Raw genomic sequence first — 20,384 nt, forward strand, 5'->3', positions numbered from 1 at the left:
AGGTTTCACCAGCTCATCCCGCCGCGCCGGTATGACAACTCCCTACCGCGACCTCACGGACGGAACCAAAGGGCCGGTAGTCGGCCACCAGTGCGGCGATCCGCGCCCGTTCGATGTCGAACAGGGCCCGCGCAGAGGCGGGTCGAAGACGGCCCCGGACCGGTGGCACGGGTTGACCCGACGAGGGCCTGCACAGGTGCTGAAGGCCGAGGGCCTCCACCACGCCGACCAGATTCGCCAGGATGCCGAGCCCTTGGACTGCCCGCTGAGCGTCTCAACGGCCGGTACGCGTGACGTGGCGCAGCTGCTGCTTAGGCCCACACCTCTACCGCGATAACGCCACCGAACGCGAAAGCCAGTCCTGCCAAGAACGCGATGCCCTCTAGCCGCGTGCGGCGTAGCCCGGCTGTCACTCGGGACGCCCACGCGATGAGACCGCCGCCGATCACCACGACGGCCAGACACGCCAGCAGCAGCATCCGCCAACCGTAGAAGCCGCTTAACGCGCAGCGCAAGACCCGGCATCCCGAATGCCCGCGAGTCGGGCGCCGGGGCCGGCGGTGGTGTTCGACCGAGTGGCAGGCACAGGATGGAGTCCTCAGTCAGCTGTGGGGCTGGCTCGGGAGCCAGCAAAGACCCGTACTGGCGTTTCATGCGCGACTCCTCCGGCCGATCCGGATGAGGAACTCGTTGTCCTCTTCGAATGTGTCGGTGGCACTGAACTGCGTGAGAGACGCGCGGACGGTCTGGTCAAACTCGTCGATGCGGTCGCCGAACAGGTGGGGAGCGGCGAACGAGGTGGAGTACAGGTAACCCAGAATGCTGTCGGCTGTCCAGGTACGGATGACTGCAACGGTGAGCTCCTCAACCTGCCGAAACGGCGACTCTCGCAAAATGTCGCTGTAGGGCCGATTGTGTTGCTGAAACGTGCTGGCTCCGGCTCGACGTTGCTCACCAAGGAAGTTCTGGATGACCGAGCGGACGGCGGCCTTCCACGGACTTGTGGCTGTCCAAAAGCTGTTGTCGCCAAAGATCGCGACGGCTCCGTCGGGGCTGACCTGGGTATCGAGGCGGGCTAGGACAGCTGCTTGGTCGAGCCAGTGGAAGGCTCGACAGATCGTCACCAAGTCGGCTTGCCATCCCGGTGGCGGTGTGAACTCCTCCGCTGTCACCTGTTGCAAGAGGAGGTCTGTGCCAGCGGGTAACTGTGGGCGCAGCGCGGCCTCAGCCGCGTGGAGCATGTCCGCGTCGTTGTCGATCGCGATGATGTCGTCGAATCGGCCGTGCAGCGCCTCCACCACCAACCCCGTGCCGGTGCCCACGTCGAGCAGGCGGCGAGGCGACCGTGCGGGAACCGCCGCGTCCAAAAGGTCGGCTACGTCCTGCGGGATGCCGGGCCGATACTGTCGGTAGAAGCCGGCGGTTCCGCGAAACACGCTCATGATCGTCTCCGTATGGCAACTCGGTCGACTGGCGGTTACGCCAGGAGGTCGGCGGCCACGAGCGCGCCGCTGGTCTTGGGTAGGACGCGGGCGATGTAGATCATGGCGAGGGGAATGCGAACCAGGCGGCGTGCAGCAAGCCTAGGCAGGCGCCGGTTCGTCTTCCTGGGTGAGTAGAACCTCGGGCATAAGACACGTGCATCCATCCGCCGCGCACGTCAGCCCATCGGGGAGGATGGTGCGAAACCTCGCTCCGGAAGGCGATCGCGATCTTGAATCTGTCGTGCGTGTTCTGCTCGGTGACGGCTGGCGTTACCGATCCCGGGGTCTGCCTTGCCGTCAACAAGGAGTTCGTTGTTTTTCCGGCACTGCACCAGCGGCCGAACAACAGAGGTCATATGCTTCTCGTTCCGGCAGGTCACTTCGGCGGCATCGCCGACGTGCCGCCCGAGAAGGCGGCCCCTATGCTGGCCGCGCTTCAGGTGACGACGCAGGCGGTGAAGGCTGCATTCAGTGCCAGCGGGACGACGGTGCGGCTCAACCTGGGACCTCCCGCTCAAGACATTTTCCATCTCCACTGGCACATCATCCCGCGGTACGTGGGCGATGACTTCAACAGTGCCAAGTCCTCCGAGGTGCCTCTGAACGAACGTTTGCAGCTCACGGCCATGCTTGGCCAGCACCTTGTCAGACGGGCTTCGGCCAGGGTCCGTAAGTGATCAGTTGCCGGCACACAGCACCGCATCCGTTCGCTCTTACCCAGTCTTCCCGACGAGCATGAACGGGCCGGTGGAGGGGCGCACGCTACGGGCGTCCGCCGCTCACGTCGCCCGAGCTTGCGCGATCTTGGTGGGCCGCCGGTGCTGGTTCTCAGCGCTAGGGGTGCTGTACTGTCCGAGGAGTTTATGCACGTGCGCATGGAGTCGCTGACGTATGGGTACTCGCGGATCGCCTCAACGCTACCGAGTGGGCGCTGAGCTGCGTCGAGTACGTGAGAACTTGGGATGGTCCGGGGAGCGGGTCGCAGATTCGCTTCAATGGTCGCAGTCGAAGGTCTCCCGGATCGAGACCGGAGCGACGGCTTTCACCGTTCGCGACGTAGACCGGTTGCTCGGCCTCTACGGGGTGGATCCTGATATCCGTGCTGAGCTGCTGGCGGCGACTGCGGAGGAGAACGGCGAGGGGTCCTGGATCACGAGTGCCGGCGGCTGGGGACGGCGACAGGGAGCAGTCGCGGCGTTGGAGTCGACAACGCGGGAGATCAGGCAGTATCAGCCGGTCGTCGTGCCGGGTCTGTTGCAGACCCGAGCCTACGCTTACGCGATGGCGGTCGCGGTCGGGGCGGGCAGCCCGGACTACATCGCCGACGTGCGCATGGCGCGACAGCAGACGTTGGAGGGACCTGACGCGCCTCGCTTCGTGGTCGTGGTGGACGCTCGAGCTCTGCTGTTCCGCGCGTTTCCGGTCGAGGTGTCCAGAGCTCAGATCCAGCATCTGACGGGCTTGGTGGACCATCCCAACATCGAGCTCGGTGTCGTCCCGATCGGCGTGCAGCACACTGTCGTAGCAGCCCAGGGGTTCACCATCTTCGACTTCCGTTCCGGCCTCAGCCCCCGCACGGTTTGGATCGAGTCGCCCGGAGGTGACTGCTACTTCAGCGAGGAAACTTCCGTCACTCGGTTTGAGAAGGCGTTCACGGGGCTGAAGGCCGTTGCATTGCACGGCAATCATGCCGTTAAATACCTTAATGCTCTCGAGGTTGAGGTCGAGCGCTTGGACGCCATCGTTCCCGGAGTGAGAGGCAGCTGATGACTTCAGTGGGGTTCGCAGCCGCGACGTGGCGAAAGAGCAGCGTGAGCGGTGACACAGGCTGCGTGGAGGCCGCGTTCGTCGAGGAGGAGGTGGGGGTGCGGGATTCAAAACTGTCGGACGACAGCCCTGTCCTGGTCTTCGCACGACACGAGTGGGCGGCGTTCTTGCGCGGCGTGAGTAACGGTGAGTTCGGTTTCGCCACAGCCTGAAAACCCACAGTCAGCGCCATCGAACCGGTCGGCGGCTGTTGCCGACCGGCGGCGTCAGATCCGTCCTCTGCTGGCCGCTGTGGCTGTCTCCGTCGCAGGCGACGGAGCCTTCATCGCCGCCGCGCCGTTGCTGGCTTCGACCCTCACCGCAGATCCGCTGGCGATCTCCGCTGTGAGCGCGGCCTTCTACCTGCCGTGGCTCGCCCTCGGGCTGCCCGCTGGAGCGCTGGCGGACAGGTGGCCACGCCGCCGAGTGCTCGTGATCGCCGACCTCGTCCGCGCGGCGCTGATCGGGCTGCTGGCCTCAGCGTTAGCGCTCGGCTGGGCGAGCATTCCGCTGCTGATCACGGTCGTCTTCGCGGTGGGTGTCGCCCAGTGCTTCTTCGATGCTGCGTCGCAGGCCGTGATCCCAATGATCATCGGCAGGGATGGGGATGACCTGAGCAAGTTCAACGGTCGGTACTGGGCGCTGGACACCACTGGACGGTCGTTGGTTGGTCCGCCTCTCGGCTCGTTGACGTTCTCAGTCGGCCGGTCCCTGCCGTTCGCCGTCGACGCGGTCTCGTTCCTGGCCTCGGCGGCACTGGTGCGGATGCTGCCCGATGTGCGGTGTGAGCAGCAGGCCCGTCAGCCCTTGTGGGCCTCGATTCGTGAGGGCATGCGACACCTGTTCCGAACACCGGAACTTCGCGTCCTCGCGGTCGCGATGGGTGTGTTCAATTTCGGCTACTTCATGGTCATGGGGACGTTCGTGCTCTATGCCCAACGCACACTGCAGCTTCCGAACGCGGCCTACGGGGCTCTGCTGGCGGCGATGGCGGTGGGTGGGATCGTCGCTGCGGCCAATGCTCGCCGCCTGATCGCGGGGTTGGTGTACCGCAAGGTGCAGGCTGCCGCGATGACTGTGCAGGCGGGGGTGTGGCTGGTGGCGGTGCTGGCGGGCAACGTCTGGGTGATAGCCGCGCTGTTCGTCGTTTACGGCGCCGCGGCAAGCCTGGCGTCGGTCGCTGTCGGCTCAGCTCGGCAGGCGCTGTCACCGGACGGCTTGATCGGCCGTGTAGTCGCGGCGTTCCGGATTCTGGGCCTGGGCGGGTCGGGACTCGGCGCGCTCGTCGGCGGCGCGGTGGCGAAGTCGGTCGGGTTGGACGCGACCTTCGTCGTCTCCGCGGTGGTGCTGGTCGTGGCCGCGTGTTTCACCTGGCCGGGTAGGCGGCAGACGAATCAGGCGAACGATCACGACGGGGCGCGGTCGGGCGCTCTCACCTGAGCTGTTCGCCGTCCGCGTCGAGCAGCTTGAGACCGGCAGATATTCCGACTAGCCGTGGGTCATCGCCGTAGAAGATGCCGTGCATCGAGACGATGCGGCGGCAGGTCGCGGCGTAGGGGGCCATGCCATGCCGTCGGATCATCGGGATGAGCGTGCTGGATATGGAGAGGATCGCGCGCTGGAAGCCCGCGTATGCACGGGGGATGTCGAACGCCTTCAGCTGCGATTCGACCTCGCTGAGTGGTTCGTCGCTTGCGGCGTCCAAGTCGACGCCGCCGGTGCGGGGTTGCTGTAGACCGATGTACCGCAGAATGTTCAACACCTTCTCGCGCAGCCGTGAGGTACCTACGGTGGCCAGTGCGGCAGCACGGAGATCCTTGCCGAGCGGTGAGGACAGCAGCGCGGCGCGGACGAGGCACGGCTCGACGTCAGCCGGCGTGTCGGCGAGCGAGGCACCGGTGTAGCGCGAGAGCTTGCGCCCTGCCGTGTCTAGGAGCGTGCCGTGCTGGACGATCATGGCGGGCAACGCGTCGGGTCGGTTGGCGGCCAGGAGCGTCAACAGCCACTTGCGCTGGATGTCGAATCCGGCTGCGGCCACGATCGGGCCGTTGAGGCCGAGGCGGCGCAGCAGGCTTGGCCCGAGAGCACCGACCAGCCGCGGATCAAGGATCTCGCCGTCATGCAGCGGGGAGGGGACACCGAGATTCCGCCGAGGGTGACCGACTCGGATCAGCGGATGGACGTCGGTGAGGCTACGTAGACGGCGGATGCCATAGCCGGGCACCCATTCGACGGCGGCTGCGCGGCGGAACACCTCGTCAAGGTCGATGTGTAAGAACCAGTCCCGTGTGGTTCGCAGACGCAGCGGGTCGCCACAGGTGAAGCAGTGCTCGGCATCGGCGCTCGGCGGGAGGGCGATCCGGCAGCTGAGGCACCACTTCTCCTTAGCGGCTAGGTGGCGGATTACGCCGCTGTTGGCCAGTTCAGTGATGACGGCCTGGACATGTGCTCGCACGGAGGCGTCGTCATCCCGAAGTGCGGCATGGGGCGACACCACGATGCCGAAGGCTTCCAACGTGGCGACGGCGTTGCTGACAGCAAGTCCGCAGTAGCGGGCAAACCCCTGCGGATCGTCGCCGAACGTCGGCTCTAGGCGGCGGCTAGACATGTTCCACGACTGCGGCAGGTGTGCATCGCCGCCGAAGTGCTGGGCAGTCCGGCGAGCCGCGTCGAGTAGCACCCAGGTGTAGATGCCGCCGAGGTGCAGCGCACCGGGCGGTGACGGCGGCGCCAACAGGACTTTGCTCGGCTCGCGGTCCTCCCACGCGATCATCGCAGCACCCGCGCTTCGCCGCCCGGCACGTGGCGGGGCAGCCGCCGCCGCTTGACGCGGGCGAAGTGCGCCATGAATTCGACGAGTTGGCCGACCGCATCCAGGGAGATTGCGTTGAACAGCGAAACGCGCAGGTGTCCGACCTTGCGGTATCCCCACAGTCCGACGAGTCCCTGCTGCGCGGCGTCTGTCTGAAACTCGTCCTCCAGCTCCGTGGTCGGCAGCGCGAACGTGACATTGACCTTCGACCGGCTGTCGCGGTCGGCGAGGCCAGCATAGAAGTCGCTGTCGTCGATCGTGCGGTAGAGCAGCTGGGACTTGGCGATGCTGAAGATGTTCATCGCCTCGACTCCGCCTTGCTGGATGGTCCACCCGGCCATGAGGTTCAGAACAAAGATCGTGCTGATCGGTGGGGTGTTGAATCGCGACCCCGCCTGCGCGTGCGTGAGGTAGCTGAGGAAGGGCGGGAGTTGGCGTACCGGTTCGAGGAGGTCGGCTCGGATCACGACGAGCGCGACGCCGGCGGTGCCGAGGTTCTTGTGAGAGGTCGCGTAGATCAGGCCGTGCCGGGCGACGTCGAACGGGCGGGTGAGGAGGTCGCTTGACGCGTCACAGGCGAGCCACGTGCCCGCCGGAATGTCGGGCGGCTGCTTGAACTGCGTGCCCATTTCGGTGTTGTTCGACGTGTAGTGCACGTACCGGGCGGTCGGCGTGAAGGACGCTTCGGCTGGCGAAGGCAGGCGCAGGTAGCCGTCTGCGTGCGTGGAGGCGGCGATGTTGACGTAGCCGTAGACCGCCGCCTCGGCGGCTGCCGCCGCCCCGAAGTGTCCTGTGACCAGGTAGTCCGCGACGGCATTTGGGCCGAGTTGGTTGGCGGGCAGCATCGTGAACTGGAAGCGCGCGCCGCCGTGCAGTAGCAGCAGTTCATACCCCGCCGGGACGCCGACGAGCGCGCGCAGGCGCTCGACCGTGGTGTTGTAGAGCTGCTCGAACTGTCCGCTGCGGTGGCCTAGTTCGAGGATGCCGAGCCCGCTGTCGGCGTAGTGCTCGAGGCTTGCCTGGTACTCGGTCAGCACGTCGTCGGGGAGGATGGACGGCCCTGGTGCGAAGCTGCGTACTCGTGTGGGCATGGCGATGCCTCCGTAGCTGATGTGTACGGATCCGAGGGCTACGCTGCCCGGCTGGCCGCCATGATTCAGGTAATGGCCAGCCGGGCGATTTGTTAGGCGATGATGGCGACCTTGATGCCGTCGACTCCGCTGTCGGTGTCCGCGTCACTGAAAACCGCTTCGTCGGCGCGGGCAGCCACGCGAAGCGGTTCGGCCAGTGCTCGGGCGGTTCGGTGGCCGTCGTCGGTGACGCCCTGGAGCACGACTTTCGCGATACGGGTGTTGCTGCCGAGCTTGAGGCGGCTGCGCAGTACGCGGATCTGGTCGAGGATCGTGGACATTTCATCGATGAGCTTGCGGTCGGTTCGCCACTGTGGCTGCGGTGCCGGCCAGGACGTGAGGTGAAGGCTGACGGTGTTCTCGTGGGGCCGGAACATCTGCTGGTAGAGATAGTCCGTGATGAACGGGGCGAAGGGCGCGAACATGCCGAGGACTGCGCGGAACCCGATGCCGAGCGCCGCGCGGGCGCTGCCCCGCTCGGCGTCGGTGTGGTTGCCGGGGTTGAGGAAGCGCTCTTTGACCATCTCGATGTACCGGTCGCAGAAGACCGACCAGAAGAAGCGTGTCGCGGCCTGGTATGCCTGCATGAAGTCGTACTGGTCCATCGCCGCGGTGGTCTCGTCGATGGTGGACGCCAGGTGCGACAGCATCCACCGGTCCACGTCGGTGCACAGCGCGGCGGGATCGGGTGCGGCTTGTGGGTCGAACCCGTACATGGTCATCAGCCGGGCGACGTTCCACATCTTCACGGCGAACTTGCGGCCGGTCTTGACGTCCTTTTCGTTGTAGCGCAGGTCGGTGCCGATCCGGGCCTTGGTGGCCCAGATGCGCAGCGCGTCGGCGCCGTACCGCTCGATGACGTGATCGGGGACGTAGCGGTTGAAGCCGTCCTGCGTGGTGGACTGGTCGAGGTCTCGCTTGGCGATCTTCTTGCCCTGCTCGTTCAGCCCCCAGCCGGAGATCATCACGCTCTGCCAGGGCAGCCGGTCGAAGTGGTACTGCGACTGCACGATCGTGTAGAACAGCCAGGTTCTGATGATCTCGAACGCCTGCACACGCAAACTCATGGGGGCCAGCTGCGGGTCGCTGTTCAGCGCGTTGACCGCCCAGCCGTCGTTGATCTGCGGCGAGAGGGAGGAGGTCATCCACGTGTCCATGACGTCGGGATCCGGGCTGAGGCGACCGGAGCAGGCTGGGCAGGCATCCATCGGCGGCGCGTCGGCGAGGGGGTCGACGGGCAGCGCGCTCAGGTCGGCGGTGACCGCGTGGCCGCAGTCGTCGCAGAACCACACGGGAAAAGGCACACCGTAGTGGCGCTGGCGGCTGATGTTCCAGTCCCACTTCAGGCCCTCGATCCAGTCTTCGAGGCGGCGCTGCATGTGGGCAGGTATCCAGGTCAGCTCCTTGGCGCGGGCCAGGAACGTGTCCTGGTGCTCGCGCACGCGGATGAACCACTGCGCCCGGATCTGGTACTCCACCGGCGTGAGACACCGCTCGTGCACTCCGACGTTCTGCTTGAGCGGGCGGGTTTTAGTCAACGCGCCGATCTCTGAGAGTTGGGCCACGATCGCCGCTCGTCCCTGGGTCAGTTGCAGACCCGCGAACTGCCCGGCGAGCTCTGACAGCCGGCCGTCGGGGGTGACGACGAGCCGCAGGTCGAGCCCGTCGCGTCTCCACTTCAGGACGTCTTCGCCGTCGCCGAAGGTACAGACCATCATCAGCCCCGTGCCGAAGGCGGGATCCACGGACTCGTCGGCCTTGATCGGGACCTGATAGCTGAACAGCGGCACGGTCGCCTGAGTGCCGAGCAGGTCCTGGTATCGCTCGTCATCCGGGTGGAAGTACAGCGCCACGCAGGCGGGCAGCAGCTCTGGGCGGGTTGTCGCGATGACCAGCGCCCGGCTGTCCGCCGCCGCGAAGGCGATGTCGTACATCTTCCCGGTGCGTTCGAGGTCTTCGACGTCGGCTTGCGCCAGGGCGGTCCGGCACTCGGTACACCAGATGATCGGATCTTCCACCCGGCGCAGATGGCCCGCCTCGTGGAGCTTGATGAAGCTGGTCTGCGCGGTGAGCTGGCACCGCTTGTCGATGGTCGAGTAGAGCAGATCCCAGTCGACCGACAGGCCCACGCGGCGCCACAGGTCCTCGTACCGGGCCGCTGTCTTGCGGGTCTCGGCCAGGCACAGGGCCACGAATTCCGACCGCGGCATGTCGACGGCTTTGACCCCGTAGGTCTTCTCCACGTAGCGCTCCGTGGGGAGGCCGTTGTCGTCGAAACCCATTGGGTAGAAGATCCGGTCGCCTTGCATCCTCCGGTACCGGACCACGAAGTCGGGCTGCGAGTAGCTCATGGCGTGGCCGACGTGCAGGTGGGACGCCGACACGTACGGAGGAGGCGTGTCGATGCTGAACACCGGGCCGACCGCCGAGCGGTCGAACTTGTAGATGTCATGCTCCTCCCAGAGCGCCCGGACCGTCGTTTCGACGGCGAGATGGTCGTACTCAATGGCATCCATACCGCGGCATCCTCACTCTTGCACTGGCCGGTTTTAGTGGGATTGTGTCTGGCGGAGGCGGCGCTCGAAGATCAGGCGGGCCTCGGGGGTGAGGTCCATCGACAGCACCTCGCTCGCATCGACGAACCGGTAGTTCGAGTGCTCGGTCAGGCGCGGTGCGACGCTGTCGGGCAACTCGACCTCGAACGAGAACGCGGACAGTCGGCCGCTCACGAGGGGCTGGCCATCGAACAGGCGGCTGACGGTGAGGTAGCTACCGGTCTCCTCCCACACCTCACGGGCCGCTCCGTCGCGAGGATCCTCGCCGGCCTGGAGGTAGCCGCCCGGGATCGTCCATTGGCCGGGGTAGAGGTAGTCGTCGGGGTGCCGCTGCACGAGCAGGGCCTTGTGCCCAGCCCACAAGATGCTCATCGCTGCCGCCTGCGGTAGCGCAATGTCCCAGCGGACCGCGCAGTCCTGGCCGTTCCATCGCACATCGCTGACCCCCCGGCGGCGGAAGTCGTCCAGCATGCGGCCATGGACGGCGTCCAGGAAGGTCGCCCCGCGTAACGCGAACGCAGCGCCCACCTCCTCGTACTGCGAAGTGGCCTTGCGGGTGGCGCACTCCTCCAGGAACGCGATCTCCTCTGCTGTCAGCCGCTCGGTCGCGATCAGATGATCCAGACCATCGCGGTAGCCCATGCTGAGGTAGCCGTAGAACGCCGCGATGTACTCCAGGCTGATGAGCGGCGTCCGCACGAACTCGGCCGCGCCGTGGGGCGCCATCGAGGCGTCGAACAGGAACTTACGTAGGAAGTAGGAGAAGGAGGCTATGGTCCGGATCGCCTCGCGACGAGTACGGGACGGAGGCGGGTCGGTAAACTCGGCGAAGATGTTCCGCCCAAACAGGTTCACGCTGGTGTACTTGGCCTGGTAGATGAACAACTCGGCGCGGTTCTTGTGCTGGAACAGCTCGTACCGTCCCAGCGAAGGCTGTGCGTCGGCCAAGGTGTGCACGTTGACGCTGATCGGAATGCCGAGCTGTGCTGCCAGTTCGTCGCGGACCTTCGCGATGCCCTCGGCGGCGTCGGCGTCAAGGTGGTCAATGATCATCTGGACGTCGATGTTGCTCTTGGCGTGGGCGATACCCCGCGAACGGGAGCCCATCAGCATCGCGCCGACCACCGCAGGGACGCCGCCGAAACCCTCACGGAGCGCCTGGACCAGATCGGTGTCGATTCGGCGGATGTTCAGCCGGTCGGAGATCAGCAAGTCGGTCATGCGGAGGCCGTTCTCTGCGGGGGGACGAGCAACGGACCGTAGGTGGGTCGATCGGGCCGAGGGCCGGGACCGGTGGCCGACGACACCTGCCCCAAGGTCATCGTGAGGTCGATCCAGTCACCGCCGAGTGCGGCCGAAGCAGTGGCCGCTTCCAGCACAGCCACCACGTTCGCGCCGTGGATGCCGTCAGTCCGTGGGCGCGCGCCAGTGCGGACGCAGTCCGCGAAGTGGCTCAGCTCGGTGTCGAGCGGAGGGCGAGGATCGGCTGCCGACAGCGTTCGCGGCAGAACCTTGCTGCCGTTGACGTGCAGTTGGACCTCGCCGCCAACGTCGTCGTAGACGATGCCTCCCGCCGTGCCCGCGACCGTAGCCCGCCTGACCTTTTCGGGGTCGATGCAGCTGAGGTGCACATGGCCGAGGAAGTCGCCGAAGTCGAGTGTGAGGAACGCCAGGTCGGAGATGGTGGGCCGGGTGAACATGTACTCCACGCAGCGCACTGCCGTCGGCGGACGTCCAGCCCAGCCGATCAGGATCGACACGTCATGCGGTCCGAGGTTCCAGATGACGTTGGCGTCCTCGCGGAACTTTCCGTACGCCAGGCGCTGTAGGCTGACGTAACGCAATTCGCCGACCTGCCCCTCCCGGAGAGCACGCTCAACGTCGATGACGTGCTCGGAGTACAGGAACGTGTGGCCCACCATGAGAGTGAGGCCGGCTGCCGCCGCGGCTTTGGCCAACGCGACTGAGTCCGTGGTCGACATGGCCAGCGGCTTCTCGACGAATACGTGCTTGCCCTGGCAGATCGCCGCCATAGCAAGCTCGAAGTGACTTGCGGCGTCTGTCGCGATCAGCACTGCGTCGAACTGCCGGTCAGTCAGCAGGTTCGCTGGCGATAGGACCTTGGGTGTGGACGTCAGGCGGGCGGCAAGCCTCGTCGCAGCCTCGGGATTGATGTCCGCTACAGCCGACAGCCGGGCTTCGACACTTCGTTCAGCTGCCGCCGCGACGTTGGCACCCCACTGCCCGCAGCCAATGAGGCCGAGCTTGACCGGTCCGGAGGTCCGGCGATCTCGCTCTTGAGCGTCAGGCGCGGTCGCAGCCTGAGAGTGTGGCATCGAACTGCCCTCCTACAGCGTCACCGAACAAGATCACTTATTCATGCGCGCATGAATCACGTTCTATGGGAGTCGGTCGGTTGTCAAGGGAGTTGCTGTGTGTGAGTGGACGGATCGAGGTGAAAAGGCACGCGGTGTGGGGTCGATCGGCGCTGGTGGGCGTGGTCGCCCGGCTCGCCTAGTCGCCGATGTAGTCATCGTGATGGATGCGGTCGCAGGTTGCTACCTCGATGCTGCGGCCTGATGCATACAACTTGCCTTGTTCGCCGTCAGCGAGGTCGGCTCTCAGCCTCCGCCACATCGCACCCTTCATCGCCATGGTCGTTGTCTGCGGGACCTGCCGTCGCGCCCCTCTGCCACTGTCGAGCCGCTCGCGACCTCATGGCTGGGTGGTGGTTGGGCGGTGGACGGCGAGGCTCGGCCGGCACGACGAGCAGCAGCCGTTCGGAGCAGCGCGGCGCGTGGGTGATCGGTGGCGCTAGCAGCGGGTTCGCCTGGAAAGGACGCGGGCCAGGCTTAGCGCTTCCTCACCGGTATGGGGTCCAAGCAGCGTTGAGGTCGCCGTTGCGGAAGGTCCTCATCCGATGCCGCCACTGATCGCTGAGAGAGGGATTCCCTCGTAGCACTGGAAGGACGCTTGTCACTAGCTGGAGTTCACGGAGCTCGCGAAAGACGGGAAAGCCTGGCCAGTCGGTGATGTCGAAGCCGTATGTCGAGACTAGGGCCTTATGGGGATGGCCGGAGTAGCCGAAGCGCAGCTCTCCGACCGCTACAGGCGTTAAGTCCCATTCGCGCGGTCCGTAGGCTGCGGAGTCGAAGTCGCAGATAACTGCTCCTGCGGGACCCGGGATGAGGTTGCCAAGGAAGCTGTCGCCATGGATTGGCCCTGCTGGGAGGGCATATTCAAGGCTGGCGACCGCCTCTTCTAGTTGCTCGCACTTCGTCTCGAGGAACGTCACGTCGTGCTGTGGCAGGCCGTCGGTCTCCGCGATGCGCTGCCGGATCGGAGCTAACGGTCGCCAGCGTGGGAGCGGCGTCTTCGACGGCGGCGGAAGGCTGTGGTAGCGGCGCAAGATCCGACCTAGGTCCGCTCCGGTCGGTGCGCGTCCCGTAGTCGGAACGCGCAGCCAGAGGGTCGCCAGATGCCCATACGCTTCGACAGGCTGGCTGATCCTTGGAAACAGTCGCACGGCGGGCATGCGATGTTCGGCCAGCCACTCAGCAACAGTGATGACCTTCGACACCCGATCGCGAACCGTTTGTGAACCGGAGATCCGGACGACAACCGATTCGTGGGGCAGGTCAAGAACCGCATTATTGGTGAACTTGATCAGTCTCGCCCCGGCAGGCTCGAGGCCAACCTGGTCACAGATCGCGCGGACGATAGTGCTGACCATGTCACGGCCGAGGGCGGAGGAAGCGCCGCCCGGCCTCAGCGGTTGGGTCACGATGCGGCCCCGAGGGCAGCGATTTCACCCGCAAGATCGCTTAAGTCCCCATCGTGACTTCGCGCGAGGCGTCGAAGGGGCTCCATCCTGTCTATTGTACGGACCGACCTGACCGTTGCTGCCTCGGCTACAGCCTGACGGCCGGCATTCAGGCCGCTGTCACGCTCCCCGACCCGTAGATACGCAACGGCAAGAGCGGTCAGCTCGAAGACCTTGCTTCGGGCCATTCCTGGCCCTCGCATCGCCACCGCCTGTTGCAGGTAGCCGACGCTGGCATTAAGATCTGCGTCCCTAGACGACAAGAGGGCAGACAAGGTGACACCTATGGATGCGTTTAGATCCGCCTCGCCAAAGAACTGAACCCAGGTTGGCGCATGTTGCCGATCTGCCCGAGCAAATTCGTCCTGGGCGCGACCGATCGACCGGCGCATCTGCTGCGGATCGTCGAGCAATGCGTATGCCCACGCTTCGTTAACACAAAGCATGGCGACCGTTAGTTCGGATCCTGAGTCTTGGGCGGCGATCTGGCCGAGCTGGAAGAAGCGCAAGGCTTCACGGTGCATACCGCGATGCAGATGAAGGCGCCCCATTCGGTATAGGACGTTGGCTGCCAACGAGAAATCTTCGGCGTGCTTGGCCTGTTCAAGAGCGCGGGCGAAATGTTTCCGTGCTGCCGAGTACATTCCGACGTCAAACGAGGTCCACCCAGCGAGGTTATGAAGGTCTGCTAAGGCTAGATGCAATCGTGTGAGGGTTTGGCCATCGCAGGTAGCCGCAAGAAGCTGCTGGGCCCATCGGACCTGGGCTGCCACGGCGTCTCTACAGGCTCCACCGCCGTGGCGATAGTCCAACGTGCGCATGGTGGCTGTGAGCGCCTCGATCTGCTCTACATCCCACAATCCAACGCGAGCCGGCGCCGGCGCGACCTGCCGATCGATTGGCTGCCACCAGCGGGCGACCTCATCGGCGGCAGTTCCCATTGTCACGTTGGCGGCATGAGAGAGGAGGCGCCTCACCTCCTCCCGTTCATCACCTTGGGCTGAGCATGTCGCTGCGGCCAGATCGAGCGCGGTCTCAGTCGACTCGTCGTAGGCCACCCCCATGTAGCCGCGAGGAATGCCGAGACCGTCGGCGATGCGGACCAAGACGTCGTGCGCCATGACCCGCCGGCCCTTGAGTACCTCGTACACCTCAGACGCCGTCTGGCCAGTCAGGCGAGCAATCCTTCGTTGGGAAACCCCGACCCGCTGGAGCCGCTCGTAGATCGTCTTCAAGTCGCGTGCCGCCAGCGCCAAGCGCATCTCGCGGTGTTCCCACACTGCGGGGGCTACGGCATCCGCAGATGCCTGGTCAGCGTTCACGTCGGTCCTCGTTGGCTCGAGAGGTGGGTCCGTCTCCGCAGGCTAGCCCCAGCCTGCTTCCAATGGAATCCCGACTCGTGACGGCGACTAGCGCGACTAGGCACCAACCCCGCCTATCGAAGCAGATGGGTGCCCGTACTTACACGGTGCGTCATCTCAGGGGATCCTGAGGCCTGCGACCGGCGCATGAAGGGGTCGCTTTAAGGATCGGGAGGGGAGCAAGTGACGCGTCCGCTGGCCAAGCCTTGGCACTTCCTGTGTCGCGACGTATTCGGGCGGTGACGATGCCTCAGCGCCCTCGCGCTCTCACCCCCGATGCATCACCAAGGCATCTGTTTGGCGCACTTTTGAGGGAATGGCGTCAGACGCGCAAGCTTTCACAAGCGCGTTTGGGAAGACTTGTGTACGTCAGCGCCGACCTGGTAGCCAAAGTGGAAAAATCTTTCCGATGGCCACCTACGGGATTTGCCACGCGTTGCGACGCGGTGCTGAACACCGGAGGCGTGTTGGAGGAACTGCTGCCGTTGGTAGACCGTGAGCGCTTGTGCTGCCAAGCAAGGTCAACCGCTGGCACGCGGATCGAGCTGATCGAACCAGGTCAAGAACGGCTGGGATCGACGGCTAATCCGCGGAAGCCGAATAGCCTGATCGGTGCGATCGCCGCTCGGTCCGGGCGGAGAGAGATCGGCTCACCGTGAGAGTTCACACCGAGCGGTGTCCCTTGTTTTGCCCGTTCGGCCTCTCTTACCAGAAAGGAATGTTGTGCCTGTTGCCCGGAGGCTTGCGCTTCTGTTGCTGATCCCGCTGGTGGCGACTTTGGTGTTCGCCTCGTGGGGTGTGGCATCGACCAGCCGTCAGGCGCGCAGTGCCGATCACCTGCAGTCGCTGGTAGCCGTGTCCGCAGCGGCGGGTGCGGTCCTTCACGAACTCGACCGGGAGCGGCAAATCGCTGCTGGGCTGGTCGCCGATCCGGCGGGTGGCCTCAACGGTTATCTCGAGCAGGTGGCGGCCTCCGATCGGGCGGTGGACGCCTACCGCCAGCGCCGTGGCGAGCTCGATGCCTCGGACGCGGTGGTAGGGCGGCTGGTGGAGCCGTTCGATGAGCAGCTGCGGTTGCTGCCGGCGGTTCGGGAGCAGGTCAAGGCGAGGGCGACGTCGTTGACGGCGGTGCTGGTGCGGTATCGGGCGGTGATCGCGCAGGGGCTGGCGCTGCGGGGGACCGTGGGTCAGGTCGGCGGCGCGGATGGTGTGGTGGCTGATCAGCTGCGGGTGGCGGCGGCGTTGTCGCAGGCGGGGCAGTACGCGGGTATCCAGCAGGCTGCTGTGGCTGCCGGCAACGGCGCCGTGGTGTCGCAGGCGGTGCAGCGGGAGTTGGCCGCGAACCGTGCCGGGTATGACGAGGCGCTGCTGGCGGTGTCGCAGCGGTCGTCGGCGCGGTGGCAGTCGTGGTTGGACCAGGCGTTGTCCGGACCGCAGGTCCTCGAGGCGCAGCGTCTCGACGACGAGGTGGCCCGTACTCAGGTCGGTCAGCGGTTGCGGGTGAACGCGTCGCGGTGGGCGGCGGCCAGCGGTGAGCGGCGCGATCGGCTGCACTCGGTGCAGATTCGCGTCGATGCCGATATCGACGCCGAGGTGGGACGGCAGCGCAGGCAGCAGTGGATGACCACGGGCGTGCTGTCGGCTGTCGCGGTCGCCCTGGTCATAGCTGCGTCGGTGCTGGCGTGGCGGCAGGGCAGGGCGTTGGCGCGACGGTTGCGGCGGGTGCGCGACGCGGTGACCGGCATGGCCGAGCACGATCTGCCGGAGCTGGTGCGGCGGGTCTCGGACGCTGATCCTGCGAATCCGTCGTCGATGCCGCCGGCTCCGGCCGCGTTGGCGCCTGCGCGCAGCAGCCGGGACGAGGTTGACGAGGTCACTGCCGCGTTCGACACCCTCGCGCTGACCACCTACCGCATCGCCGGTGATCTGGCCCGGCAGCGGCGGGTGGCGTCCGCCGCGGTCGAGGCGGTGGGCCGGCGCTGCCAGGGCATGACCCACCGCCTGCTGGAAGCCCTCGACACGGCCGAGCGAGACGAGGCCGACGAGGCGACGCTGGACACGTACTTCGTGTTGGACAACCTCGCGGCGCAGTTGCTGCAGTTCGTCCAGAACTTGTTGGTGCTCTCGGGCCGCTCGGTGGGCACCGTGCACCCCGAACCGACGCCGTTGGTGACGGTCGCTCAGGCGGCGCTGGGCCGGGTTCAGGAGTACCGGCGGGTCAATTTGGGCCTCATCGACGACCGGATCCTGGTGCCGCCGGCGATGATCGACGACCTGGTGCACCTGCTGGCGTCGCTGCTGGACAACGCGACCCGCTACAGCCCGAGCGAAACGCTGATCACCGGGCACCTGCTGGGCAACCGGGTGATCATCCAGGTGACCGATACCGGCACCGGCATCACACCGGACCTGCTGGAGCGGCTCAACCGGGAACTAGCCGCGCCCGCCCCGCAGATCGAGGTGGACCACATCCGCCGGCAGGGCCTGGCCACCGTCGCGGTCCTCGCCGCATCCCACGGCCTGGCGGTGCGGCTACTCCCGGCGCAGCCACACGGCACCGTCGCCGAGGTCGAGATCCCCGCTGAGCGGCTGCTGGTCACGATCCCACCACCGGTCGCTCTGCCCGCTGGCCCGATCGCCGGGCGTCGCCCGCCCGGCGGCACCCCCGCCTCCACCCTCACCCTGCCCACCCCCGCCCCGACGAGCCGACCCGCGGTCGTTCCCGCACCGCGCAGGCCCGAGTCCCTGCGCGCCGGCGACAGCCCAACCCAGCCGCTGCCGACGATCACACGCCGGCCGCTGGCAGTGGAGCGAGAGGCCACCCCCGTGTTCGACGAGGCAGCGCGGCGGCGCCCGCCGTCGCCGTGGTTCGAGGACGGCGCCACAGTCCACCTGCAAGCCCCCACACCGCCGCATCCCCCTGCCGATGAGGGTGCCGCGATAACGCTCAACGGGCTGCCCGTGCGTCAGCCGATGGCGACGTTCACCCCGCCGCCGCTGCCCGCTCCTGAGCCACCTCGACGTCCCTCCGAGCGGCTGGCCGAGGCGGCAGCCGCCTACCAACGCGGCCTCGGCCGCCACACCCCTTCGGAAGGTCACGCATGAGCAATCACCTGAGCCAGCTGCTGAGCACCAACCTCGCCCGGATACCCGGGATCAGCCAGGCCGTGGCGGTGTCCGCCGACGGGCTGCTGCTGGCCCACACCGGCACCCTCAACCGGGACGCCGCCGAACGGCTCGCCGCGATCGCCGCCGGCATGAACAGCCTCATCAACGGCGCGGCCCGTGACCTCGCCGGCGGCGCGGTCGAGGGAAACCTCACCACCCTGGAGAACGGGTTCCTCATGCTGGTCACCGTCAGCAGCGGCGCGTCGCTGCTGGCGCTGACCAAACCCGGCGCGGACATCGCCTTCGTCACCCGCGAGTTGCACCGCTTCGCCGACCAGGTCCGCGACCAGCTCACCCCGGCCTTCGCCGGGAACCTCGCCGCCGCCGGGTACGGCCCCCGGTGACCGCGCCCACCGCGGTGGCGGTGCGGGCACCCGCCGGGCCGCCGCGGTTGAAGATCGTATTGACCGGTCCGTTCGGCGTCGGGAAAACGACCCTCGTCGGCGCGGTGTCCGACATCGCGCCGCTGACGACCGAGGCGGTGATGACCGCCGGGAACACCGCCGACGACACGACGCACACGCCGGCGAAGACCACCACCACGGTGGCGATGGACTTCGGCCGGCTGGAGATCAACGGGGTCACCGTCTACGTCTACGGCACCCCGGGGCAGCACCGGTTCTGGTTCATGTGGGACGCGATCGTCCGCGGCGCGGTCGGCGCGGTGGTCCTGGTCGACACCCGACGACTGCAGGACTCTTTCCGCCACCTCGACTACGTCGACAACGCCGACCTGCCGTACGTCATCGCCGTCAACCAGTTCCCCGGCGGCCCCACCTACCCGGTCGACGCGGTCCGCGAAGCCCTCGCCGTCACTGCGGACGTGCCCGTGATGGCCATCGACGCCCGCGACCGCGACAGCGTGCGCGACCTGCTCATCGCCCTCGTCGAGCACGTCCTCGCCCGCACCGCTCGGTCCCATCCCACGCGGGCCGCAGCCACAAGCCCCTGACCGGCGCCCGCGAACCCGCCATCCCCCGAACCCCTCTGGCAAGGAGCACATCATGACGACCAGATCGAAGCGACACCGGATCGCCGCGCTCGCGGCAGCAGCAGTCCTGCTCGCCGCCGCGGCCTGCACCGACAGCCCCGGCGACGCGGGCACGGTGAAGGTCGGGTTGTTGGTATCGCTGTCGGGCACCTACACCACCGTCGGCGAGGACATGCAACGCGGCTTCAAGCTGTACCTCGACACCCACGACGGCACGCTCGGCGGCCGGAAGGTCGACCTCATCGTCGGCGACGAGGGCGACGGCCCAGCCACCGCCGTCCCCGCCGCGCAGAAACTCCTCGAACGCGACCGAGTCGTCGCGCTGACCGGCCTGGTCGGCGGAGCGACGGTCGACAAGGTGCAGACCCTCACCACCGCCAAGAAAATCCCCCTGGTCGGGGCGAACGCCCGGCCGGCGTTCGCCCCGGTCGGCGGGAAGGCCCGCGACCTGACCTACACGTGGCACACCTCCTACAACTCCGACGAGCCGGGCATCGCCATCGCCTCGCACATCAAGGCGCAGGTCGGCGACGGCGAGGTGTACGCGATCGGCCCGGACTACCAGGGCGGCTACGACGAACTGCGCGGCTTCACCGACACGTTCACCAAGCTCGGCGGGAAACTCGCCAACCCCGACGGCAAGACCGTGTTCACCCCGTTCCCCACGACGGAGAACTTCCTGCCGTACCTGAACAAGGCCGCGCAGGAGGAGCCCAAGGCTGTCTACACCTTCTACGCCGGCGCCGCCGCGGTCGCGTTCGTCAAGCAGTACGCCCAGTCCGACCTCAAGGACGTCCCCCTCTACGCGGCCGGTTTCCTCACCGAGGGGTCGGTGTTGACCGCGCAGGGCACGGCAGCCACCGGGATCCGCAACGTCCTGAACTACTCGCCGACCCTGCCGAACCCCGCGAACCAGCAGTTCGTCGCCGCATGGTCGGCCGCCGGACACACCGGGCAGCCGACGACGTTCGCGATGGCCTCCTACGACGCCGCCGCGGTTCTCGACCGGGCACTGGCCGCGGTCGACGGCGAGGTGACCGGTGAGGAGCTCAACAAAGCTATCGGCGAGATGGGGCGAATCGTGAGCCCGCGCGGGGACTGGCAGTTCGAGCCCACCGAGCACCGGCCGGTGCAGCGCTGGTACCTGCGCGAGGTCAAGGCCGACGGGCCGGTGCTGTCCAACGTGCTCGTGCAGGACCTCACCACCCTGCCCGCCAGCTGAGCGCAACAGCCACATCGAGAGGGGTGCCGTGC

At 66.7% G+C, this 20,384-nt stretch carries 18 protein-coding genes; 9 read left to right on the plus strand and 9 right to left on the minus strand.

Features of this window, described 5'->3' with window-relative positions:
- Positions 1–311: 311 nt before the first annotated feature.
- Both FB455_RS34325 and FB455_RS18650 read right to left on the minus strand, forming a co-directional pair.
- Positions 312–479, minus strand: coding sequence for a hypothetical protein (locus FB455_RS34325; RefSeq protein WP_186466414.1), 168 nt, complete (start codon positions 477–479; stop codon positions 312–314).
- Positions 480–650: 171 nt separating this feature from the next.
- Positions 651–1,442, minus strand: a complete 792-nt coding sequence (locus FB455_RS18650; protein ID WP_145754271.1) for a methyltransferase domain-containing protein — start codon at positions 1,440–1,442, stop codon at positions 651–653.
- Between the two features lie 287 nt (positions 1,443–1,729).
- On the opposite strand from FB455_RS18650, the gene FB455_RS18655 reads away from it, so the two are divergent.
- The 4 genes from FB455_RS18655 (at position 1,730) to FB455_RS18670 (ending at position 4,730) form a co-directional block, all read left to right on the plus strand.
- A complete protein-coding gene (locus FB455_RS18655; RefSeq protein ID WP_186466415.1) occupies positions 1,730–2,161 on the plus strand; it encodes an HIT family protein in 432 nt (143 codons plus the stop codon).
- Positions 2,162–2,408: 247 nt separating this feature from the next.
- The gene (locus FB455_RS18660) at positions 2,409–3,251 is read left to right on the plus strand and encodes a Scr1 family TA system antitoxin-like transcriptional regulator (protein WP_186466416.1); all 843 of its coding nucleotides are present in this window, start codon (positions 2,409–2,411) and stop codon (positions 3,249–3,251) included.
- The gene (locus FB455_RS18665) at positions 3,251–3,463 is read left to right on the plus strand and encodes a DUF397 domain-containing protein (RefSeq protein WP_145754278.1); all 213 of its coding nucleotides are present in this window, start codon (positions 3,251–3,253) and stop codon (positions 3,461–3,463) included. The genes FB455_RS18660 and FB455_RS18665 overlap by 1 nt, the downstream gene beginning before the upstream one ends.
- Before the next feature lie 79 nt (positions 3,464–3,542).
- Positions 3,543–4,730 carry an MFS transporter gene (locus FB455_RS18670; RefSeq protein WP_186466417.1) on the plus strand — a complete coding sequence of 396 codons (1,188 nt, stop codon included), beginning with the start codon at positions 3,543–3,545 and terminating at the stop codon, positions 4,728–4,730.
- On the opposite strand, the gene FB455_RS18675 is transcribed toward FB455_RS18670, so the two are convergent.
- The 7 genes from FB455_RS18675 to FB455_RS18705 all read right to left on the minus strand — a co-directional run bounded on the left by FB455_RS18675 (position 4,723) and on the right by FB455_RS18705 (position 14,932).
- Entirely contained in the window at positions 4,723–6,063 is a 1,341-nt protein-coding gene (locus FB455_RS18675) for an isoleucine--tRNA ligase (RefSeq protein ID WP_145754283.1), read from the minus strand. The genes FB455_RS18670 and FB455_RS18675 overlap by 8 nt on opposite strands.
- Positions 6,060–7,193 carry a 3-phosphoserine/phosphohydroxythreonine transaminase gene (gene serC / locus FB455_RS18680; protein ID WP_145754286.1) on the minus strand — a complete coding sequence of 378 codons (1,134 nt, stop codon included), beginning with the start codon at positions 7,191–7,193 and terminating at the stop codon, positions 6,060–6,062. Before serC ends, FB455_RS18675 begins: the two co-directional genes overlap by 4 nt.
- A gap of 92 nt (positions 7,194–7,285) precedes the next feature.
- Positions 7,286–9,748 (minus strand): valine--tRNA ligase, encoded by a 2,463-nt coding sequence (locus FB455_RS18685; protein ID WP_145754289.1) that lies wholly within the window; start codon positions 9,746–9,748, stop codon positions 7,286–7,288.
- A gap of 33 nt (positions 9,749–9,781) precedes the next feature.
- Complete coding sequence (locus FB455_RS18690; protein WP_145754293.1) at positions 9,782–11,008, minus strand: NUDIX hydrolase; 1,227 nt, start codon at positions 11,006–11,008, stop codon at positions 9,782–9,784.
- Complete coding sequence (locus FB455_RS18695) at positions 11,005–12,123, minus strand: Gfo/Idh/MocA family protein (RefSeq protein WP_145754295.1); 1,119 nt, start codon at positions 12,121–12,123, stop codon at positions 11,005–11,007. Before FB455_RS18695 ends, FB455_RS18690 begins: the two co-directional genes overlap by 4 nt.
- A gap of 527 nt (positions 12,124–12,650) precedes the next feature.
- The gene (locus tag FB455_RS18700) at positions 12,651–13,571 is read right to left on the minus strand and encodes an aminoglycoside phosphotransferase family protein (RefSeq protein ID WP_222434136.1); all 921 of its coding nucleotides are present in this window, start codon (positions 13,569–13,571) and stop codon (positions 12,651–12,653) included.
- A complete protein-coding gene (locus FB455_RS18705) occupies positions 13,568–14,932 on the minus strand; it encodes a helix-turn-helix domain-containing protein (protein ID WP_145754299.1) in 1,365 nt (454 codons plus the stop codon). The genes FB455_RS18700 and FB455_RS18705 overlap by 4 nt, the downstream gene beginning before the upstream one ends.
- Positions 14,933–15,216: 284 nt before the next feature.
- Here FB455_RS18705 and FB455_RS18710 point away from each other — a divergent pair, with 284 nt between their 5' ends.
- The 5 genes from FB455_RS18710 (at position 15,217) to FB455_RS18730 (ending at position 20,352) form a co-directional block, all read left to right on the plus strand.
- Complete coding sequence (locus FB455_RS18710; RefSeq protein WP_145754341.1) at positions 15,217–15,630, plus strand: helix-turn-helix domain-containing protein; 414 nt, start codon at positions 15,217–15,219, stop codon at positions 15,628–15,630.
- 94 nt (positions 15,631–15,724) lie between these two features.
- On the plus strand, positions 15,725–18,076 hold the full coding sequence (locus tag FB455_RS18715) for a nitrate- and nitrite sensing domain-containing protein (protein ID WP_186466418.1): 2,352 nt from the start codon (positions 15,725–15,727) through the stop codon (positions 18,074–18,076).
- The gene (locus FB455_RS18720; protein WP_145754304.1) at positions 18,073–18,483 is read left to right on the plus strand and encodes a roadblock/LC7 domain-containing protein; all 411 of its coding nucleotides are present in this window, start codon (positions 18,073–18,075) and stop codon (positions 18,481–18,483) included. Before FB455_RS18715 ends, FB455_RS18720 begins: the two co-directional genes overlap by 4 nt.
- 14 nt (positions 18,484–18,497) lie before the next feature.
- Positions 18,498–19,091, plus strand: coding sequence for a GTP-binding protein (locus tag FB455_RS18725; protein WP_486481551.1), 594 nt, complete (start codon positions 18,498–18,500; stop codon positions 19,089–19,091).
- A 52-nt stretch (positions 19,092–19,143) separates the two neighbouring features.
- Positions 19,144–20,352, plus strand: a complete 1,209-nt coding sequence (locus tag FB455_RS18730; protein WP_145754307.1) for an ABC transporter substrate-binding protein — start codon at positions 19,144–19,146, stop codon at positions 20,350–20,352.
- Positions 20,353–20,384: the final 32 nt, after the last annotated feature.

It is taken from the genome of Micromonospora sp. CNZ296 (assembly GCF_007827635.1).